Genomic DNA, 19,553 nt, shown 5'->3' with positions numbered 1-19,553 from the left:
CACCAGCCGCCGCCCGGTCAGCGACGACCGGCGTACGGCGCACATGCATGGAGGACGTGACGTGGCGAACGACGCCAGCACCGTTTTCGACCTAGTGATCCTCGGCGGTGGCAGTGGCGGTTACGCCGCGGCGCTGCGCGGGGCCCAGCTGGGGCTTGACGTCGCCCTGATCGAGAAGGACAAGGTCGGCGGCACCTGCCTGCACCGGGGTTGCATCCCCACCAAGGCCCTGCTCCACGCGGGCGAGATCGCCGACCAGGCCCGCGAGAGCGAGCAGTTCGGCGTCAAGGCCACCTTCGAGGGCATCGACGTCCCTGCCGTCCACAAGTACAAGGACGGTGTCATCGCCGGCCTGTACAAGGGGCTCCAGGGGCTCATCGCGTCGCGCAAGGTGACGTACATCGAGGGTGAGGGCCGACTGTCCTCCCCCACCTCCGTCGACGTGAACGGGCAGCGCGTCCAGGGCCGCCACGTCCTGCTGGCGACCGGCTCCGTGCCGAAGTCGCTGCCGGGTCTGGAGATCGACGGCAACCGGATCATCTCCTCCGACCACGCCCTGGTCCTGGACCGGGTGCCGAAGTCCGCGATCATCCTGGGCGGCGGCGTCATCGGCGTCGAGTTCGCCTCGGCGTGGAAGTCCTTCGGCTCCGACGTCACGGTCATCGAGGGTCTGAAGCACCTCGTGCCGGTCGAGGACGAGAACTCCTCCAAGCTTCTTGAGCGCGCGTTCCGCAAGCGCGGCATCAAGTTCAACCTGGGCACCTTCTTCTCGAAGGCCGAGTACACCGCCGACGGCGTCAAGGTCACCCTGGCCGACGGCAAGGAGTTCGAGGCCGAGGTCCTGCTGGTCGCGGTGGGCCGCGGGCCCGTCTCCGCCGGTCTGGGCTACGAGGAGCAGGGCGTCGCGACGGACCGCGGCTATGTCCTGGTCGACGAGTACATGCGCACCAACGTCCCGACCGTCTCCGCCGTCGGCGACCTGGTCCCGACGCTCCAGCTCGCGCACGTCGGCTTCGCCGAGGGCATGCTGGTAGCGGAGCGGCTGGCCGGTCTGAAGGTCGTCCCGATCGACTACGACGGCGTCCCGCGGGTGACGTACTGCCACCCCGAGGTCGCCTCCGTGGGCATCACCGAGGCCAAGGCCAAGGAGATCTACGGCGCGGACAAGGTCGTCGCTCTGAAGTACAACCTCGCGGGCAACGGCAAGAGCAAGATCCTGAACACCGCGGGCGAGATCAAGCTCGTCCAGGTCAAGGACGGCGCCGTGGTCGGCGTCCACATGGTCGGCGACCGCATGGGCGAGCAGGTCGGCGAAGCCCAGCTGATCTACAACTGGGAGGCGCTGCCGGCCGAGGTCGCGCAGCTCATCCACGCCCACCCGACGCAGAACGAGGCGCTCGGCGAGGCCCACCTGGCCCTGGCGGGCAAGCCGCTGCACTCGCACGACTGACCCTCGGTCGACGAAGCGACGACTCAGACTTCCGCAATTCGTTAGGAGCAACCGAAACCATGGCGGTTTCCGTAACCCTTCCGGCGCTCGGCGAGAGCGTCACCGAGGGCACTGTCACCCGCTGGCTGAAGGCCGAGGGTGAGCGCGTAGAGGCCGACGAGCCGCTGCTCGAGGTGTCGACCGACAAGGTCGACACCGAGATCCCCTCCCCCGCCGCCGGCATCCTGGCCTCCATCAAGGTCGCCGAGGACGAGACGGTCGAGGTCGGCGCCGAGCTGGCCGTCATCGACGACGGCACCGGGGCCCCCGCTGCCGCCCCCGCCCCGGCCGCCGAGCCCGTCGCGGCTCCGGCCCCGGCTCCGGCTCCCGTGGCCGAGGCGCCCGCCGCACCGGCCCCGGCCCCCGCCGCTCCGGCTCCGGCCGCCGCCCCCGCGGGCGCCGCGTCCGGCACGGACGTGGTCCTGCCCGCGCTCGGCGAGTCCGTCACCGAGGGCACCGTCACCCGCTGGCTGAAGTCGGTCGGCGACAGCGTCGAGGCCGACGAGCCGCTGCTCGAGGTCTCCACGGACAAGGTCGACACCGAGATCCCGGCGCCCACCTCCGGTGTGCTGCTCGAGATCACCGTCGCCGAGGACGAGACCGCCGAGGTCGGCGCCAAGCTCGCCGTCATCGGCGCCCCGGGCGCCGCTCCGGCGGCTGCTCCGGCCCCCGCGGCCCCGGCTCCGGCGCCCGTCGCCGCTGCCCCGGCGCCTGCTCCGGTCGCACCCGCCGCACCGGCTCCCGCCCCGGCCCCGGTCGCCGCCGCCCCGGCCCCCGCGCCGGTGGCTCCGGCTCCGGTCGCCCCGGCCGCTCCGGTCGCGCCCGCGCCCGCCGCGCAGGACACCGACGAGGGTGCGTACGTGACCCCGCTGGTGCGCAAGCTCGCCGCGGAGAACGGCGTCGACCTGGGCTCCGTCAAGGGCACCGGCGTCGGCGGTCGGATCCGCAAGCAGGACGTCCTCGCCGCCGCCGAGGCCGCGAAGGCCGCCGCCGCTGCCCCGGCTCCGGTCACCGCCGCCCCGGTCGCCGCGAAGAAGACCCCGAAGCTCGAGGCCTCCCCGCTGCGCGGCCAGACCGTCAAGATGCCCCGCATCCGCAAGGTCATCGGCGACAACATGGTCAAGGCGCTGCACGAGCAGGCGCAGCTGTCGTCGGTCGTCGAGGTCGACATCACCCGGCTGATGCGGCTCCGCGCGCAGGCGAAGGACTCCTTCGCGGCGCGTGAGGGCGTCAAGCTCTCCCCGATGCCGTTCTTCGTGAAGGCGGCGGCCCAGGCGCTGAAGGCCCACCCGGCCGTCAACGCCCGGATCAACGTGGACGAGGGCACGATCACCTACTTCGACACCGAGAGCATCGGTATCGCGGTGGACTCGGAGAAGGGCCTGATGACCCCGGTCATCAAGCACGCGGGCGACCTGAACATCGCCGGCATCGCCAAGGCCACGGCCGACCTGGCGGGCAAGGTCCGCGCCAACAAGATCACCCCGGACGAGCTGTCCGGCGCGACCTTCACCATCTCCAACACCGGTTCGCGCGGCGCGCTCTTCGACACGATCATCGTGCCGCCGAACCAGGTCGCGATCCTCGGCATCGGCGCCACGGTCAAGCGTCCGGCCGTCATCGAGACGGAGGAGGGCACGGTCATCGGCGTCCGCGACATGACGTACCTGACCCTGTCCTACGACCACCGTCTGGTCGACGGCGCCGACGCGGCCCGTTACCTGACCGCGGTCAAGGCGATCCTGGAGGCCGGCGAGTTCGAGGTCGAGCTCGGGCTGTAACTCCCTGGTCGTGCGACGTGAGCCCCCGTCCGGATTCTCCGGGCGGGGGCTCACGCTTTCCGAATTTCGACGATCAGCTCCATTGACGGCACTCCTGCCACTACATTTGACGTCATGAGTGCCATCACCTTGCGCATCCCGGACTCCATGGACAAGGCGCTGCGTGACGCCGCCGCCGACGCCCCCTCGCTCAACGACTACATACTGAAGGCCGTACGTCGCCAGATGACGTTGGACGCCGCCCGCAGACTGGCCGCGCTCGGGACGCTCGACCTCGACGGCGAGGGCGACGCACTGTGAGCATCCGCAGGGGGGACGTGTGGGACGTCGACACCGGCAAAGGCGTCCGCACGGTGCTCGTCGTCAGCCTCGACGGGCTCGCCGACGCGTACGGGGCCGTGGTCGTTCTGGTGGTGCACGCCCCGGCCTCGCACCCCGACACGGCGATGAGCGTGCGCCTCACCGCGCCCATCTCGGCGTCGGTCGTCGCCGTCAACCTGCTCCAGCTCAGTGCCGCCCGGTTCGACACCGGCACCCCACACGGCAACATCGGCCCGGACCAGCTGGCCCTCATCGACGAGGCGCTCCGCGCGACTCTCGACCTCTGACGAGCCCCTGCACCCACGGCGGAGCCTGCCCACGCACCTCGGGCGGGCCCCGCCATGGTCATGTAAGTCTCGTCTCACCTGCGTAAAAGCGTCCCCGCGTGCCCGTCGGGAAGGCGCTCACGGCCGTATTGTCTAAACGTCGAACGCCCCCGGGCCCATGGGCGGCCCCTCTTTAAGGAGCACTCATGACCGCGCCCGTCGTCCACTCGCTGCGCGAGCAGATCCGCGAGCACATCGTGGAGGGGATCGTCAGCGGGCGCTGGAAGCCGGGCGAGCGGATCGTGGAGCGGCGGATCGCCACCGAGCTGGAGGTCAGCCAGACGCCGGTGCGCGAGGCGCTGCGCGAGCTGGAGTCGCTGCGGTTGATCGAGTCCGCGCCGAACAAGGGCGTGCGGGTGCGGAACCTGACCGCGGCCGACCTGGAGGAGAGCTACCCGGTCCGGGCCGGTCTGGAGGCGATCGCGGCGGAGCTGGCCGCCCAGGCGCTCGCCGAGGACTGCTCGGCCCTGGAGCCGCATGTCGCGGCGCTGTACGAGGCGGACCGCGCGGCGGACGGCACGGCCCAGGTGCGGCACACGGTGGGCTTCCACCGGGAGCTGGTGCGGGCGGCCGGCAACTCGGTGCTGCTGCACACCTGGGAGGGGCTCGGCATCGAGGTGTTCACGGCGCTGTCGATCCGCTGGCTGGGGACGCGTCAGCAGTCGTACGCCGAGGAGCACGAGGAGCTGGTGGCGGCGTTCAAGCGGCGGGACCCGCGGATCGCCGAGTTGGTGAAGGCACACGTTCTGGGGTGCGCGCCGAGGGCCTGACGCGGTCGCCCCCCCGCCCTGCGCCCTGCCCCCCGCACTCCCCCGAGCACGCCCCCGCTCACCTGCGAAAACGGCTGGAAATCAAGGCACCCGGTGCCCGCCCGAAAGGCACCCCGTGCCTACTTTCTCGCAATCGAAAAGTTTTGCCCGGAACCCTTTGATCGATCATCGATCAGGGAGTTATTGTCGCCGATGGGCCGCAGGCGGAGTCGTAAAACGACACCGCACCGAAGCCCCACGCCCTGTCCTGCCAAAGACCAAGGGCAACCCCGAACCCTTAACCCCTGAGGGAACCCCCTTCGACTGAGGAAGGCGGCGACATGACCGACCCCAACGCCATCCAGCCGAGCGCGCTCGACCAGCTCCCCGACCGGGACCCGGAGGAGACCGCCGAATGGCAGGCCTCGCTGGACGCGGTCGCCAAGGCGGCCGGGCCGCACCGCGCGGCATACCTGATGCGCCGCACGCTGGAGCGTGCCGAGGGCAACGGCATCGCGCTGCCCAAGCTGCTCGAGACGGACTACGTCAACACCATCCCGACCGCCGCCGAGCCCGCCGAGCCCGGTGACGCGGAGCTGGAGCGGAAGATCACCGCGTGGAACCGCTGGAACGCGGCCGCGATGGTGTCCCGCGGCAGCAAACACGGCGTCGGCGGCCACATCGCCACCTTCGCCTCGGCCGCCTGGCTCTACGAGACCGGCTTCAACCACTTCTTCAAGGGCAAGGAGGCCGACGGCTCGGGCGACCAGCTCTACATCCAGGGCCACGCCTCCCCCGGCATCTACGCCCGCGCCTTCCTCGACGGCCGGCTGACCGAGCAGCACCTCGACCACTTCCGTCAGGAGGCGGGCGGCAACGGCCTCCCGTCGTACCCGCACCCCCGCCGCCTGCCCTGGCTGTGGGAGTTCCCGACGGTGTCGATGGGCCTCGGCCCGCTGTCGGCCATCTACCAGGCGCGCTTCAACCGCTATCTCACCAACCGCGCCATCAAGGACGTCTCGGCGTCCCACGTCTGGGCGTTCCTCGGCGACGGCGAGATGGACGAGCCCGAGTCGACGGCGGCCCTGGCGCTCGCCTCCCGCGAGGGTCTGGACAACCTGACCTTCGTCATCAACTGCAACCTCCAGCGCCTCGACGGCCCGGTCCGCGCGAACTTCAAGATCGTGCAGGAGCTGGAGGCCCAGTTCCGCGGCGCCGGCTGGAACGTCATCAAGACGCTGTGGGGCGGTGCGTGGGACGAGCTGTTCGCGCTCGACACCACCGGCGCGCTGGTACGACGCCTGCGCGAGGTTCCCGACGCCCAGGTGCAGACGTACCAGACGCGCGACGCGGCCTACATCCGCCAGGACTTCTTCGGCAAGGACCCGGCGCTCGTCGAGATGGCGAAGCTGCTGAGCGACGACAAGATCCTCGAGTGCTTCCACCTCTCCCGCGGCGGTCACGAGGCGCGCAAGGTGTACGCCGCCTACAAGGCCGCGGTCGAGTTCAAGGGAGCGCCGACGGTGATCCTGGCCCAGACGGTCAAGGGGCACACCCTCGGCCAGGGCTTCGCGTCGAAGAACGCCAACCACCAGATGAAGAAGCTGACGGTGGACGAGTTCAAGACGATGCGTGATCTTCTCGAGCTGCCGATCAAGGACAGCGACTTCGTCGACGGCGTGGTGCCCTACGGCCACCCCGGCGCCGACTCCGCCGAGGTCCGCTACCTCCAGGAGCGCCGCGCGGCGCTGGGCGGCCCGGCCCCGGCCCGCCGTACGCACGCGCCGGCCCCGCTGCCCGCCCCGGCCGAGAAGGCGTTCGCCTCCTTCGACAAGGGCTCGGGCTCGCAGAACGTGGCGACGACCATGGCCTTCGTCCGGCTCGTCAAGGACCTGGTCCGCGACAAGGAGTCGGGCAGGCGGTGGGTGCCGATCGTCCCGGACGAGGCGCGCACCTTCGGCATGGAGAGCCTGTTCCCCTCGCTCGGGATCTACTCCCCCAAGGGCCAGACGTACGAGCCGGTCGACCGTGACCAGCTGATGTACTACAAGGAGGCCAAGAACGGCCAGATCCTCAACGAGGGGATCACCGAGGCCGGTTCGATGGCCGACTTCATCGCCGCTTCCACCGCGTACTCCACGCACGGCGAGGCGATGATCCCGTTCTACATCTTCTACTCGATGTTCGGCTGGCAGCGCACGGCCGACCAGATGTGGCAGCTCGGCGACCAGCTCGGCCGCGGCTTCCTCGTCGGCGCGACGGCCGGCCGGACGACCCTGACGGGCGAGGGCCTCCAGCACGCCGACGGCCACTCCCCGGTCATCGCCGCGACCAACCCGGCCGCCCTGTCGTACGACCCGGCGTTCGCCTACGAGGTCGCGGCCATCGTCAAGGAGGGTCTGCGCCGGATGTACGGCGAGGCCGCCCCGGGCGAGGACCAGAACGTCTTCTACTACCTGACCGTCTACAACGAGCCGATCCCGCAGCCCGCGAAGCCGTCGGTCGCCGGTGTCGACGAGGGCATCGTCAAGGGCCTGTACCGCTTCAACACGGCGGAGTCGGCGGGCGTGAACGTGGCGGCGGCCAACGCCCCGCGCATCCAGCTGCTCGGCTCGGGCACGGCGATCCACTGGGCCCTCGAGGCGCAGCGGCTGCTCGCCGAGGAGTGGGGCGTCGCCGCCGACGTGTGGTCGGCGACGTCGTGGACCGAGCTGCGGCGCGACGCGCTGGAGGCCGACGCGGCCCTGCTGCGCGGCGAGGAGCGCGTGCCGTACGTCCGTCGGGCGCTCCAGGGCGCCGAGGGCCCGGTCCTCGCGGTCTCCGACTACATGCGCCAGGTCCCGGACCAGATCGCGCAGTGGGTCGAGCAGGACTACTCCTCGCTGGGCGCGGACGGCTTCGGCCTCTCCGACACCCGTGAGGCGGCCCGCCGCCACTTCGGCGTCGACGCGCAGTCGATCGTCGTCGCGGCCCTCGCCCAGCTGGCCCGCCGCGGCGAGGTCAAGGCGACGGCGGTCAAGGAAGCCCGGGAGAAGTACGGGCTGTAGCTCGACCGCGACCCCGCTGTGGTTGATCGCGCAGTTCCCCGCGCCCCTGAGGGCGCGGGGAACTGCGCGTTCGGCCCTCCTCCGCCCGCACCCGACCGAGCGACCCCGCCACCCGGCAATATGAGCGCATGCGTGCTGCCCGTCTCATCAAAATGGTGTTGCTGCTCCAGAACCGGCCGACCATGACCGGTGCCGAGCTGGCTCGGGAGTTGGAGGTGTCGGAGCGTACGGTCACGCGGGATGCGCAGGCGCTGTCGGAGGCGGGTGTGCCGGTGTACGCCGAGCGGGGGCGCACCGGCGGGTACCGGCTCGTCGGCGGGTACCGGACGCGGCTGACCGGCCTCGCGCGCGGTGAGGCGGAGGCGCTGTTCCTGAGCGGGGTGCCGGGGGCGCTGCGCGAGATGGGCCTGGAGGACATCGCCTCGGCCGCGCGGCTGAAGCTGTCGGCGGCCCTGCTGCCCTCCCTGCGGGACGCGCCGCGTGCGGCGGCGCAGCGGTTCCATCTGGACGCGCCCGCCTGGTTCCGCGAGCCGGAGGCGCCGCCGCTGCTGACGGTGATCGCGGACGCGGTCTGGGACGACCGGTGCGTCCGGGCGCGTTACCGGCGCGGGGACGGCGAGGTCGAGCGGGAGTTGGAGCCGTACGGGCTCGTGCTGAAGGCGGGCGTCTGGTATCTCTGCGCCCGGGTGCGGGAGGCCGGGACGTTCCGCACGTATCGCATCGACCGGTTCGTGGCCTTCGAGGCGATCGATCCGGCCGATGCGGCGGACGGGACAGACGGGGCAGAAACGGCCGCGCGTCTAAAGGATCGTTTCAGCCGAGATGTGGACTTCGATCTGCCCGGATTCTGGGCCGAGCAGGCCGAGCGGTTCGCACGGTCGATCCTGCGGGCCGAGACGATCGTGCGGCTCTCGGCGGCGGGCGTGCGCGCCCTGCCCCACGCCGTGGACCCGGTGGCCGCGCGGGACGCGCTCGCGGGGGCCGGGCAGCCGGACGAGCGCGGCTGGACGACCGTCACCCTGCGGGTCGAGTCCGAGGACGTGGCGTATACGCAGCTGACGGCACTGGGGCCGGAGGCCGAGGTGCTCGCCCCGGCCGCGCTCAGGGAGCGGTTCGCCGCGGACGCGGTGCGGCTGACGGCGCTGTACGGTCACCGGGGGGCGTGACGTTCCCGGCGACATCCCGGCCACATTCCCGTCGAACGCCCTGGAATACCCGCCACTCCGGGTGCGTCGCGCACCTTGAGGCACGATGCTGGACGCGTGATGGACGAGACGGAGTTCTGGGAGCTGGTGGACGCCTCCCGCGAGGCGGCCGAGGGTGACCCCGAGGAGCAGGCCGACCTGCTCGTGGAGCGGCTGCTCCGGCTGGACCCGGAGTCCGTGCTCGACTTCGCCCGGCACTTCGAGTCCCGCTACAACCGCGCGTACCGCTGGGACCTGTGGGGCGCCGCCTGGCTGCTTCTGGACGGGGCGAGCGACGACGCGTTCGACTTCTTCCGGTGCTGGCTGATCGGACAGGGCCGGGAGGTCTTCGAGGGCGCTCTGCACGCCGACCCGGACTCGCTCGCCGACCTGCTGGACGACTTCGACGAGGAGATCGACGGGGACGGCGAGGAACTCGGTTACGCGGCCGACGAGGCCTACGAGCAGCTCACCGGGACCGTCGCCCCGGATCTGGGCATTCCGCCCCCGCCGTCCGAACCCGAGGGCTCGCCCGTCGACTTCGAGAACGAGGGGGCGCTGGCCGAGCGGTATCCCCGGTTGTGGCAGCGCTTCAAGGAATAGCCCCGGTCGCCGGTCAGAGCGCGAGCTTGCGGCGGGTGGTGTCCGTCGGGAGGTAGGCCTGCGTCTGGTCGATCCGCACGGCGTGGTGGTGGTGCATGGGCGCGTTGTTGGCCTGCTCCAGGGCGGACGCGGTGGCCGCCGCCGGGCCCAGGACGACCGCCGCGACGGCGCAGAGCACGGTCCAGGGGCTGCGTGCGGCCTTCGTCCAGCCCGCGCCCTGATCGGTGGTCCGGGTGGTCTCCGCGGACCGCGTACGACTGCTGTTCATGATCCCCGCCTCTGGTCTGCTGCTTCTGTGGTCTGCTGCTTCGCTTGTGTGGTGCATGACCGCTTGTGTTGTGCATGACCGTAGGACGCGGGAATGGGAGAACCCTGAACGCCGCCTAAGGCGTTCCTGTGAGTGCCTGGGCGGCCGATCTGCCCTGGAGGCGGGCGGCGGTCGCCCGGATCTCGGGGAGGCGCGCGCGGAGCGCGGCGCCGGGGCAGCTGGTCATGAAGCCGTCCCGGTGGCCGGCCAGGGCGGGGAGGGTGGCGGCGGCGCCGGAGGCGTACCGGCTGCGGCTGCTGCTGGAGACGAGCCGGACGGTCGTGCGCGGGTCGATGTCGGACAGGCCGAGTTTCCAGGCGGTCAGCGCGGCGATGGCGTCGACCACCGGCTGCGGCACGGGGACGCCGTGGGTGAACGTGCCGAGTGCGGCGATGCCGGTGGTGCGGTGGTTGAAGCCCTGGGTGTGGGCCCCGGTGACGGGGCGGTCGACACCGCCCGCGCGACCCTCGTAGATGGTGCCGCAGCGGTCGACGAGGAAGTTGTAGCCGATGTCGTCCCAGTCCCGGGCCTCGGTCTGGCCCGCGTACAGGTGGCGGATGATGCGGGGCGCGTCGGCGCAGGCGTAGTCGTTGGGCGAGTCGGTGTGGTGGACGAAGACGGCGACGACCTTGTCGTCGTAGCGCGGGGGCGGTTGCGCGCGCCCGGTGCGGGCGTCCAGCCAGGCGGCGCGGGGCACGACGGGCGGCCGGGACGCCTGGTGCGCGACGGCGGGACGGGCGATCGCGCGCGGGGTCGGCGCGGCCGTGACGGCGTCTTCGACACCGTTCGCGCACAGCCCCAGGGCGGCGACGGCGGCGAGCCCCGGCAGACAGCCCAGGAGCACGAGAAGCGGGCCCGGTGTCCTCGCCGGGAGCCGGCCTCGCGTTCCCCGCGGACCGCGGGAGGCCGCTCGGAGTGCACCCATGCACCTACTGTCGGCCGGTTCCGCCGCGCCCGCGATGTGCGCTGTGCCACCTGGTGGAACCATCCTCCCGGTCCATGACGTTTTTCGAGGTACGCGCGTGCGTGGCCGGTTCTGGCCGCACTCGCGCGCGTGATCGATGGGTAGCTGATCACTGGGCCCTTCCCGCACGTACTAGGGGATCTGAGAGAAAGGGGGCCGTGTGGACCTGCTCGACATCCTGCTGGCGCTGGTGATCCTGGCCTACGCCGGTTCCGGCTACCGGCGTGGGCTGGTGGCCGGCTGTGTCTCGCTGGCCGGGTTCGTGGGCGGCGCGGTGATCGGCGTGTGGGTCCTGCCCTGGCTGATGGATCTGGTGACGCCGGGGACCACGGCGGCCACCGTGACCGCCATCCTCACGGTCCTGGTGCCGGCGGTGGTCGGGCACGAGCTGGCGGGGCGGCTGGCGCTGCGGCTGCGCCGGGAGCTGGACCGCGGGCCGCTCAGGGTGGCGGACGGCATCGGCGGGGCGGCGGCGAACGCGGTGGCGGTGCTGATCGTGGCATGGGTGGCGGCGAGCGTGCTGGGCGCGTCCTCGTCGCCGGTGGTCACCTCGTCGATACGGGACTCCCGGCTGCTGGGGGCCGTGCAGGACGCGATGCCGGACACCACGCCCACCTGGTTCTCACGGGCCACGTCGGCGCTGACCCAGGCGGGCTTCCCGCAGGTCTTCAACCCCTTCGAGAACGAGTCGACGGCGGAGGTCGCCAAGCCCACCGGCGACAGCGTCACGGCGAGCGCGACCAGCGCGGCCAAGCTGAGCACGGTGAAGATCGAGGGCGTCGCGGGCGACCAGGGCCGTGAGGGCAGCGGCTTCGTGTACGCGAGCGAGCATGTGATGACCAACGCGCACGTGGTGGCGGGCATCGACGACCCGACCGTGCGGATCGGCGGGGTGGGCGAGTCGTACGACGCGCGCGTGGTGCTCTTCGACCCGGCCAAGGACGTGGCCGTGCTGTACGTGCCGGAGCTGAAGGCCCCGGTCCTGAGCTTCGACGACGACGCCTCGCGCGGGGACTCCGCGGTCGTCGCCGGCTATCCGCAGGACGGCGACCTGAACCTCCAGGCGGCCACGGTCGCGAACCGGGTGAAGGCGACCGGCCGCAACATCTACAACGACGAGATCGTCACCCGCGAGATCTACTCGATCCGCTCCACCGTGCGCCCCGGCAACTCCGGCGGCCCTCTGCTCACCACCGACGGCCGGGTCTACGGCGTGGTCTTCGCCCGCTCCACCTCCGACGACGAGACGGGGTACGTGCTGACGGCCGCAGAGGTGGCCGGCGACGCCGAGCGGGCGGCGAAGGCGACGCAGGCCGTGGACACGGGAGCTCGTGAGCCGGTTCGTGAGCCCTGCGGAGCATCTCCGGAGAGTTACAGCGAGCGGCCCATGAAGACGTCGTCCACGTACTCGCCGCCGAGCAGGAACTCCTCCGGGAGGATCCCCTCCACGGTGAACCCCTCGGCCTCGTAGAGCGCCCGGGCGGGGGCGTTGTGGCCGAGGACGCGCAGGGTGAGGCGGCGGGCGCCGCGGCGGCGGGCCTCCTCGGCGGCCGCGCGGACGAGCGCGCGGCCCACGCCCCGGCCGCGCGCCTCCTCGGCCACGGCGAGACCCTGGATCTGCCGGACGTGCGTGTTGCAGGCGAGCGGGGTGGGGAAGCCGAGGCGGATGTAACCCACGACGTGGGCGTCGCTCCCTGCCTCGGTCGCGGTCTCGGCGACCAAGTGGTCCTCGGGGGTGTGGCGTTCGTCGAAGAAGGGCGTGTAGGGCGGCTGCGGCCGCGGCGTGACCGCGTGCAGGTACGACCAGGTCAGGCGGTCGACCAGGGCGAGCGCCTCGGCGTCGGCGGGCAGCGCGGGGCGTATGCGAAGCGTGGATGACTCGGGCATGGCCGTCACCCTATGGCGCGGACGCGACCGTCTCACCGGGGTTTTGTCCGCGCGACGGGCAGGATGACCGCATGGAACGTACACGAATCGCGGTGGCCGGCGCGTCCGGCCTGATCGGCAGCGCCCTGGTGCGGTCTCTGACGGCCGACGGACACGAGGTGGTCCGTCTGGTGCGGCACGCGCCCCGAAGCGCGGACGAGGTGCGCTGGGACCCCGAGAAGGGGCAGGTGGACACGGCGGGGCTGGCCGGGTGCGGCGCCGTGGTGAATCTGGCCGGGGCGGGAGTCGGCGACCGGCGCTGGAGCGACGCGTACAAGCGGCGGATCCACGACAGCCGGGTGCACGGCACCACGGCGCTGGCGAAGGCCGTCGCCTCGCTCGACGAACGGCCGCGGGTGTTCGTGAACGGCAGCGCGATCGGCCGGTACGGCGAGACGGGCGAGCGGGTCGTGGACGAGAGCTCGCCCGCCGGGAGCGGTTTCCTGCCGGAGCTGTGCGTGGAGTGGGAGGCGGCCGCGGCGCCGGCCCAGGACGCGGGCGTCCGGACGGTCTTCACCCGGACCGGGCTGGTCGTGGCGCGCGGCGGCGGGGCCTGGGGCAAGCTGTTCCCGCTGTTCAAGGCCGGGCTCGGGGGGCGGATGGGCGATGGCCGGCAGTACTGGTCGTACGTCTCGCTGCACGACGAGGTGGCGGCGATCCGGCATCTCCTCGACCGCGACGACCTGTCGGGGCCGTTCAACCTGACCGCGCCCGAGCCGCTGACGAACCGTGAGATCACCGCGGCCATGGGACGGGTGCTGCACCGGCCGACGCTGTTCGCGGTGCCGGCGCCGGTGCTGCGGACGGTGCTCGGCGAGATGGCCGGGGACGTGCTGGGCAGCGCGCGGGTGGTGCCGAAGCGGCTGCTGGAGTCCGGGTTCACCTTCGCGTTCCCCGGGATCGAGGATGCGATCCGGGCAGCCTGATCCTCCGCGTGACCGCATGCGACCGCCGTGCGACCGTGCCCTGCCCATGCGCGACTGTTCCTGACCGATCACGGCCCTACCCTCGATCCGAACTCGGGTATCCGGGACGGCTGTTGGGGGCATGACGTCTCCACCGGCCGCGCAACCTCGAGGAGGGGCACGTGCTTGAGCCCGCGTACCAGGCAGACGTCGTCGTGGTGGGAGCCGGAGTCGCCGGACTCTCCGCCGCGCACCGGCTGACCAGCGCAGGAGTAACGACCGCAGTCCTGGAGGCCGCCCCTTACGTGGGCGGCCGCATGGCGACGGAGAAGATCGACGGGTTCCGGCTCGACCGCATCGGGCAGCTGCTGTCCACGGCGTATCCCGAACTGGCCCTGACACCGGGGCTGGACGCGTTCGTCATGCGTCCGTTCACGCCGGGGGTCCTGCTGCACAGCGACGGACGACATCACCGCGCGGGCGCGCAGGCGGGCGCGGGGAGCGCAAGGGGCGCACTGCACGCCGTACGCGCTCTGGCGAGCACTCCCCGGCCGGGTGCGCTGCCCCGGCCGCGCGCGGGCGGCTCCCTGCCCGCGCAAGGCCGCCCGACGGCCCCGCCCAGGGTCCGGGCGGGCGCGCCGCTGGGCACCGCCGTGGACCAGGCCCGGCTGGGCGCCGCGCTCACCCGGCTCGCGACCACCCCGGCCGAACGGCTGCTGCGCCGCCCGGAGTTGCCGGCAGCCCAGGCCCTCGCGGCCCGCGGTCTGCCGGCCCGCACGGTCGACGGGTTCCTGCGTCCGCTGCTCGCCGCGCTGCTGTGCGACCCGGACCTCACCACGTCCAGCCGGTGCGCGGACCTCGCGCTGCGCGCCTTCGCGTCGGGCCGGCTGTCGCTGCCCGAGGGCGGGGCGGAGGTGCTGCCCGAGCTGCTCGCGCGGACCCTGCCGCCGGGCACCGTGCACACCGGGGTGCGGGTCACCTCGGTCTCCACCACCTCGGTGACCACGGCGGGGCACGGCGAGTTCCGCTGCCGCGCCGTCCTGGTGGCCACCGACGCGCGGACCGCGGCGGAGCTGCTGCCCGGGCTGCGGGTCCCCGACTTCCACCCGGTGACGGTCGTCCACCACACGACGGACGAGCCGCCGCAGACCGGCGCCTCACTGCTCCTGGACGCAGACCGGGGCGGGCCGGTCGCGCACACGGCGGTGGTCAGCGAGGTCGATCCCAGCCGGGCGCCCGCCGGCCGGGCGCTGATCTCGTCCACGGTGCTGGGCACGCCGCCGCCGGGCGTGGACACCGCCGTGCGCATGCATCTGTCCCGGCTGTACGGCACGTCGACCGCGCGGTGGGAGACGCTGGCCGTGCATCACACCGCGGAGGCCGTGCCGGCGATGCGGGCGCCGCATGATCTGCGGCGCCCGGTGCGGTTGCTGGCGGGGCTGTACGTGTGCGGCGACCACCGGGACACGAGCACGGTGCAGGGGGCGTTGCACTCGGCTCGGCGGGCTGCGTCGGCGATCGTCTCCGACCTGCGCGCGGCAGGTTCGCTGAACGCGGCCGAGCCGTTGCCGACGGCCCGTCAGGAGCAGGCAGCGGCGTGAACGACACCGTCCCTGCGGGCTCCGCCCCCAGACCCCCTGCCCATGCCCACCCTCCACCCGACTCGGTGAGTCAAAAGGCAACGTCAAGGCACTTCAGCCCGTCCGGCGATTGAGGACGAGGACCGTTCAGGGCCGAAGCGGGGGTCCGGGGGCGGCAGCCCCCAGGGACGGGGGGGTGTCAGCCCTCAGGGACGGAGGGTGTCAGCCCCCAGGGACGGAGGGTGTCAGCCCCCAGGGACGGGGGTGTCAGCCCAGTGCCGCGACCTTGTCGCGGTACGTGCGGGCCGGGGCCGCGTCGCGGTACGGCTCCAGCCTGCGTTCGAAGTCCCTGACGTACTCCAGGGCGCGGACCGACCGCATCTCCGCCGCCTGGCCCGCCGCCTCGGCGGCGAGCTGGCAGGCCTGGTCGAGCTCGCCGAGGCCGAGGCGGGCCGAGGCGAGGACGACGCGGCAGAACAGGCGGCTGCGGGCATGCGCGGCGGGACGCAGTTGCAGCGAGCGTTCCGCGTGCTGCGCGGCCGCCCGGAACTGCTGGAGGTCGCGGTGGCAGTGCCCGAACTCGTCGGCGAGCTGCGCCTCGTCGAAGAAGCGGGCCCAGTGCGGCACCTCGTCACCCGCCTTGGCGGCCTCCAGCGCGCGTTCGGCCCGGACGAGCGCGGCGGTGGAGGCCCGCACCTCGCCGAGCACCCCGTGCCCGCGCGCCTCCGCCGAGTGCAGCAGCGCCTGCACGACGGGCGGGGCGCCCGTGCCGACCCCCTGCTGGGCCACCCGCGCGAGCTGCACCGCCTCGCGCCCGTGGCCGAGATACACGGCCTGGCGGCTCATCGTGACCAGCACGAAGGAGCCGTACGCCCGGTCCGCGGCCGCCTGGGACAGGCGCAGTGCCTGGACGAAGTAGCGCTGGGCCAGGCCGTGCGCGGCGATGTCGAAGGACGTCCAGCCGGCCAGCCGGGTCAGGTCGGCGGCGGCGCCGAAGAGGCGGCGGCCGGTCTGTTCGCCGTAGGCGCCGCGCAGCATCGGCTCGCACTCGTGTTCCAGGTAGCGCACGAGGGCCTGGCGGGCATGGCCGCCGCCGTACCGGTCGTCGAGGGTGCGGAAGAGCTCGCCGACCGAGCGGAGCGCGGAGATGTCGCCGCCGGTGACCCGCTGGCCGGGGCCGCGCTCGCTGCCCTGACCGCGCTGCCGGGGTACGGCCGCGAGCCCCGGCGTCGCCTGGACGGGTGTCGCCGTGGGCTGGATCGACGAGGGCTGCTGGGGCACGGCGGGCCTGGCCGCCGGGCGGGTCTGGACGGGTACCCGGGCGGGCGGTTCGCTGCGGGCGACCTTCTCGTCGGCCCGCCCGATCAGCCAGTCGCGGCTCGGCACGACGAGCCCGGCCGGGGTGAAGGCGATCTTGCGGAGCTCGGCATGGCTGCCGGAGTCCTTGCGCCAGAGCCCGCCGACGATGTCGATGGCCTCCTCGGGGGTGCCGGCGAACTCCAGGCCCGCGTAGACGGGGGCGCAGGCGTCCAGGCCGAGGTCCTGGGCGGTGAGGCGACGGCCCAGGCGCCGGGTGAAGACCTCGGCGATCAGGGCGGGGGTGGTGCCCCGGGGCTGCTGCCCGCGCAGCCACCGGGTGACGGACGTCTTGTCGTATCTGAGATCCAGCCCGTGCTCGAGGCCGAGCTGATCGACGCGACGGGCCAGTCCCGCGTTGGAGAAGCCCGCTTCTGCGATGAGCGCGGCGAGCTGGCGGTTGGGATTGCGCTGCGCGGGTCGTTCCGTCATCTGCGGTGCGGTCTCCTGCCTTCCGGGCGTCCGACGTGCCCGGTTGAAGTGCCGTGGTGGGTGTGAGCAGCCCTTTTGGCCTCGTGAACGGCGCGAATGTAGCGGAGCGTAGCCAGTCGGTCGCACATCTCCACGTTCATTCATCCGATCGTGTGAGGATTGGCCGTGCGGCTGACGCGGAACGCGCGGACGTACAGTGGCTTGGGCGCGTTACGCGCCTGACGACTTTCCAGGGAGGCGCTTGCCGTGAGCGAGTTGCGGTTCGTCCGGATGGGGTTCGGCGAGGACGCCGTCGAGTACCAGGAGGCGTGGGACGAGCAACGCCGTGTGCACGCGGCCCGGTTCGCCGACGAGGCCCCGGACACCGTGCTGCTCCTCGAACACCCCCCGGTCTACACGGCGGGCCGGCGCACGGCCGACGACGAGCGCCCCCTGGACGGCACCCCGGTCGTGGACGTGGACCGCGGCGGCAAGATCACCTGGCACGGGCCCGGCCAGCTGGTGGGCTACCCGATCCTCAAGCTGCCGCGCCCGGTGGACGTCGTCGCCCATGTGCGACGGCTGGAGGACGCCCTGATCCGCACGTGCGCGGAATTCGGCCTGGAGACCTCTCGGGTCGAGGGGCGCAGCGGGGTGTGGGTGCTCGGCGATCCGGTGGAGCGGCGCCCGTCGTTCGGCGGCCTGTCGCTGGACTTCGACCCCCGCCTCACGGACGACCAGTTCGACCCACGCCTGAACGGCCCCGAGTACGCCCCCTCCAACGCCGGCCAGCGCCGCGAGGACCGCAAGCTCGCGCAGATCGGCATCCGGGTCGCCAAGGGCGTCACGATGCACGGCTTCGCACTCAACGTGAACCCGGACAACAAGTGGTTCGACCGGATCATCCCGTGCGGCATCCGGGACGCGGGCGTCGCCTCGCTCGCGGGCGAGCTCGGCCGGGACGTGACGATCGCCGAGGTGCTGCCCGTGGTGGAACGGCACCTGAGCGACGTCCTCGAGAACGCCGAGCCCAAGCCGCGCGAGATCGAGAAGACACCGGTCTAGGCAGCCCGCCCGGGCGCAGGCGGGCGCAGACGTCGGGCGACAAATCAACGGGCGTACCCTGGGGCACGCCGAAGAATCAATCGTTAGGGAGCCGGTCGTGTCCGCAGTCGCACCCGACGGACGCAAGATGCTGCGCCTGGAGGTCCGCAACGCCCAGACCCCCATCGAGCGCAAGCCCGAGTGGATCAAGACCCGGGCGAAAATGGGTCCCGAGTACACGAAGATGCAGAACCTCGTGAAGAGCGAGGGGCTGCACACCGTCTGCCAGGAAGCCGGCTGCCCCAACATCTACGAGTGCTGGGAGGACCGTGAGGCGACGTTCCTCATCGGCGGCGACCAGTGCACCCGGCGCTGCGACTTCTGCCAGATCGACACCGGCAAGCCCGAGGCGCTGGACCGCGACGAGCCGCGGCGCGTCGGCGAGTCCGTCGTCACGATGGACCTGAACTACGCCACCATCACCGGCGTGGCCCGGGACGACCTGGCGGACGGCGGGGCGTGGCTCTACGCCGAGACCGTCCGGCAGATCCACCTCCAGACCGCCGAGCGGGCGGCGGGGCGCACGAAGGTGGAGCTGCTCGCTCCCGACTTCAACGCCGTGCCGGAGCAGCTCGCGGAGGTCTTCTCCGCACGGCCCGAGGTCTTCGCGCACAACGTCGAGACCGTCCCGCGGATCTTCAAGCGAATCCGGCCCGGCTTCCGTTACGAGCGTTCGCTGAACGTCATCACGGCCGCCCGCGACTACGGGCTGGTCACCAAGTCGAACCTGATCCTCGGCATGGGCGAGACGCGCGAGGAGGTCAGCGAGGCGCTGCGGCAGCTGCACGAGGCGGGCTGTGAGCTGGTCACCATCACGCAGTACCTGCGGCCCTCCGTGCGCCACCACCCGGTGGAGCGCTGGGTGAAGCCGCACGAGTTCGTCGAGCTCAAGGAGGAGGCCGAGCAGATCGGCTTCTCCGGCGTGATGTCGGGTCCGCTGGTACGGTCCTCCTACCGTGCCGGGCGCCTGTACCAGATGGCCGTCGAGAAGCGCGGTGCGTTCATCGCCACCCAGGCTGTCTGACGCGACGTCACCCGCCTTGCGCCGTACGGCCGCAAGCCGAGTGTGTGAATTCACGCACTAGTACTTACTCGTCAGTAGTGACCGAAATGACGCGGCCCTGACCGTCCTCGCAGATGAGGGCGTACGTCAGGGCCGCGTCAGCGTTTCGGCCCCCCGCATCAAGGCTTCATTCGCGTTTGACCGGTCGGTCACGCACTGGTAACACCAATCAGTGACGCTCGTATCACACCACGTAGACCCATGCCGAAGCCCTACGAGGGGGACGTTCACCATGCAGGCCGCGCCCGTTCGCGCCACCGCGATCCCGACCTTCACCGACGCACTGCGCGCCGTCGAGTCGCTGCTCATGAGCAGCGGCCAGCGCACCGCCCGTCGCAACGCCTGGACCTCCGTGCTGGAGGACCGTCGTCGCGCCAAGGACCGGGTCGAGGCGCAGCGCGTCCTCGAAGCGGTCACCTCCGCCCGTTCCTGACTTC

17 protein-coding genes and 1 pseudogene are annotated in these 19,553 nt (G+C 72.2%); 14 read left to right on the top strand and 4 right to left on the bottom strand.

All coding sequences use genetic code 11. The annotated features are described in order from the left end of the window. The first annotated feature begins 61 nt into the window (after window positions 1-61). The 8 genes from lpdA to AB0J04_RS13880 all read left to right on the top strand — a co-directional run bounded on the left by lpdA (window position 62) and on the right by AB0J04_RS13880 (window position 9,500). Complete coding sequence (gene lpdA, locus AB0J04_RS13915) at window positions 62-1,450, top strand: dihydrolipoyl dehydrogenase (RefSeq protein WP_351912362.1); 1,389 nt, start codon at window positions 62-64, stop codon at window positions 1,448-1,450. Window positions 1,451-1,509: 59 nt separating this feature from the next. Beyond that, on the top strand, window positions 1,510-3,270 hold the full coding sequence (sucB, locus tag AB0J04_RS13910; protein ID WP_363168603.1) for a 2-oxoglutarate dehydrogenase, E2 component, dihydrolipoamide succinyltransferase: 1,761 nt from the start codon (window positions 1,510-1,512) through the stop codon (window positions 3,268-3,270). A 114-nt stretch (window positions 3,271-3,384) separates the two neighbouring features. After that, window positions 3,385-3,570, top strand: a complete 186-nt coding sequence (locus AB0J04_RS13905; RefSeq protein ID WP_363168602.1) for a hypothetical protein — start codon at window positions 3,385-3,387, stop codon at window positions 3,568-3,570. After that, a complete protein-coding gene (locus tag AB0J04_RS13900) occupies window positions 3,567-3,878 on the top strand; it encodes a type II toxin-antitoxin system PemK/MazF family toxin (protein ID WP_363168601.1) in 312 nt (103 codons plus the stop codon). Before AB0J04_RS13905 ends, AB0J04_RS13900 begins: the two co-directional genes overlap by 4 nt. Before the next feature lie 185 nt (window positions 3,879-4,063). Beyond that, window positions 4,064-4,687: a GntR family transcriptional regulator gene (locus AB0J04_RS13895; protein WP_363168600.1), complete on the top strand. Its 624-nt coding sequence runs from the start codon at window positions 4,064-4,066 to the stop codon at window positions 4,685-4,687. A 320-nt stretch (window positions 4,688-5,007) separates the two neighbouring features. Further along, window positions 5,008-7,713, top strand: a complete 2,706-nt coding sequence (aceE, locus tag AB0J04_RS13890; protein ID WP_363168599.1) for a pyruvate dehydrogenase (acetyl-transferring), homodimeric type — start codon at window positions 5,008-5,010, stop codon at window positions 7,711-7,713. Window positions 7,714-7,841: 128 nt separating this feature from the next. Next, window positions 7,842-8,879: a YafY family protein gene (locus AB0J04_RS13885; protein ID WP_363168598.1), complete on the top strand. Its 1,038-nt coding sequence runs from the start codon at window positions 7,842-7,844 to the stop codon at window positions 8,877-8,879. 99 nt (window positions 8,880-8,978) lie between these two features. Continuing rightward, window positions 8,979-9,500, top strand: a complete 522-nt coding sequence (locus AB0J04_RS13880; RefSeq protein ID WP_358807217.1) for a DUF4240 domain-containing protein — start codon at window positions 8,979-8,981, stop codon at window positions 9,498-9,500. A gap of 13 nt (window positions 9,501-9,513) precedes the next feature. Here the strand turns inward: AB0J04_RS13880 and AB0J04_RS13875 are convergent, their stop codons facing one another. Both AB0J04_RS13875 and AB0J04_RS13870 read right to left on the bottom strand, forming a co-directional pair. Then, window positions 9,514-9,768 (bottom strand): hypothetical protein, encoded by a 255-nt coding sequence (locus AB0J04_RS13875; RefSeq protein ID WP_363168597.1) that lies wholly within the window; start codon window positions 9,766-9,768, stop codon window positions 9,514-9,516. 115 nt (window positions 9,769-9,883) lie between these two features. Then, window positions 9,884-10,732 carry a peptidoglycan recognition protein gene (locus AB0J04_RS13870; protein WP_363168596.1) on the bottom strand — a complete coding sequence of 283 codons (849 nt, stop codon included), beginning with the start codon at window positions 10,730-10,732 and terminating at the stop codon, window positions 9,884-9,886. 199 nt (window positions 10,733-10,931) lie between these two features. Here AB0J04_RS13870 and AB0J04_RS13865 point away from each other — a divergent pair. After that, a pseudogene (locus AB0J04_RS13865) lies at window positions 10,932-12,098 on the top strand (MarP family serine protease); the annotation flags it as partial. 44 nt (window positions 12,099-12,142) lie between these two features. Here AB0J04_RS13865 and AB0J04_RS13860 read toward each other — a convergent pair. Continuing rightward, window positions 12,143-12,658: an N-acetyltransferase gene (locus AB0J04_RS13860; RefSeq protein WP_363168595.1), complete on the bottom strand. Its 516-nt coding sequence runs from the start codon at window positions 12,656-12,658 to the stop codon at window positions 12,143-12,145. 71 nt (window positions 12,659-12,729) lie between these two features. On the opposite strand from AB0J04_RS13860, the gene AB0J04_RS13855 reads away from it, so the two are divergent. Further along, window positions 12,730-13,623 carry a TIGR01777 family oxidoreductase gene (locus AB0J04_RS13855; RefSeq protein ID WP_363168594.1) on the top strand — a complete coding sequence of 298 codons (894 nt, stop codon included), beginning with the start codon at window positions 12,730-12,732 and terminating at the stop codon, window positions 13,621-13,623. Between the two features lie 161 nt (window positions 13,624-13,784). Further along, the gene (locus AB0J04_RS13850) at window positions 13,785-15,203 is read left to right on the top strand and encodes an NAD(P)/FAD-dependent oxidoreductase (RefSeq protein ID WP_363168593.1); all 1,419 of its coding nucleotides are present in this window, start codon (window positions 13,785-13,787) and stop codon (window positions 15,201-15,203) included. A 246-nt stretch (window positions 15,204-15,449) separates the two neighbouring features. Here the strand turns inward: AB0J04_RS13850 and AB0J04_RS13845 are convergent, their stop codons facing one another. After that, window positions 15,450-16,970 carry a regulator gene (locus AB0J04_RS13845; RefSeq protein WP_363168592.1) on the bottom strand — a complete coding sequence of 507 codons (1,521 nt, stop codon included), beginning with the start codon at window positions 16,968-16,970 and terminating at the stop codon, window positions 15,450-15,452. 246 nt (window positions 16,971-17,216) lie between these two features. Between AB0J04_RS13845 and lipB the strand changes: the two genes are divergently transcribed. The 3 genes from lipB (at window position 17,217) to AB0J04_RS13830 (ending at window position 19,549) form a co-directional block, all read left to right on the top strand. After that, window positions 17,217-18,014, top strand: coding sequence for a lipoyl(octanoyl) transferase LipB (gene lipB / locus AB0J04_RS13840; protein ID WP_363168590.1), 798 nt, complete (start codon window positions 17,217-17,219; stop codon window positions 18,012-18,014). 97 nt (window positions 18,015-18,111) lie between these two features. After that, window positions 18,112-19,077, top strand: a complete 966-nt coding sequence (lipA, locus tag AB0J04_RS13835) for a lipoyl synthase (protein ID WP_363168588.1) — start codon at window positions 18,112-18,114, stop codon at window positions 19,075-19,077. Between the two features lie 271 nt (window positions 19,078-19,348). Then, complete coding sequence (locus AB0J04_RS13830) at window positions 19,349-19,549, top strand: hypothetical protein (protein ID WP_363168587.1); 201 nt, start codon at window positions 19,349-19,351, stop codon at window positions 19,547-19,549. The last annotated feature ends 4 nt before the right edge of the window (window positions 19,550-19,553 follow it).

The sequence above is a fragment of the Streptomyces sp. NPDC050263 genome (assembly GCF_040655955.1).
Classification (GTDB): domain Bacteria; phylum Actinomycetota; class Actinomycetes; order Streptomycetales; family Streptomycetaceae; genus Streptomyces.
The sequence above is the reverse complement of the archived record's forward strand: the minus strand, read 5'-3'. Positions and strand labels throughout refer to the sequence as shown.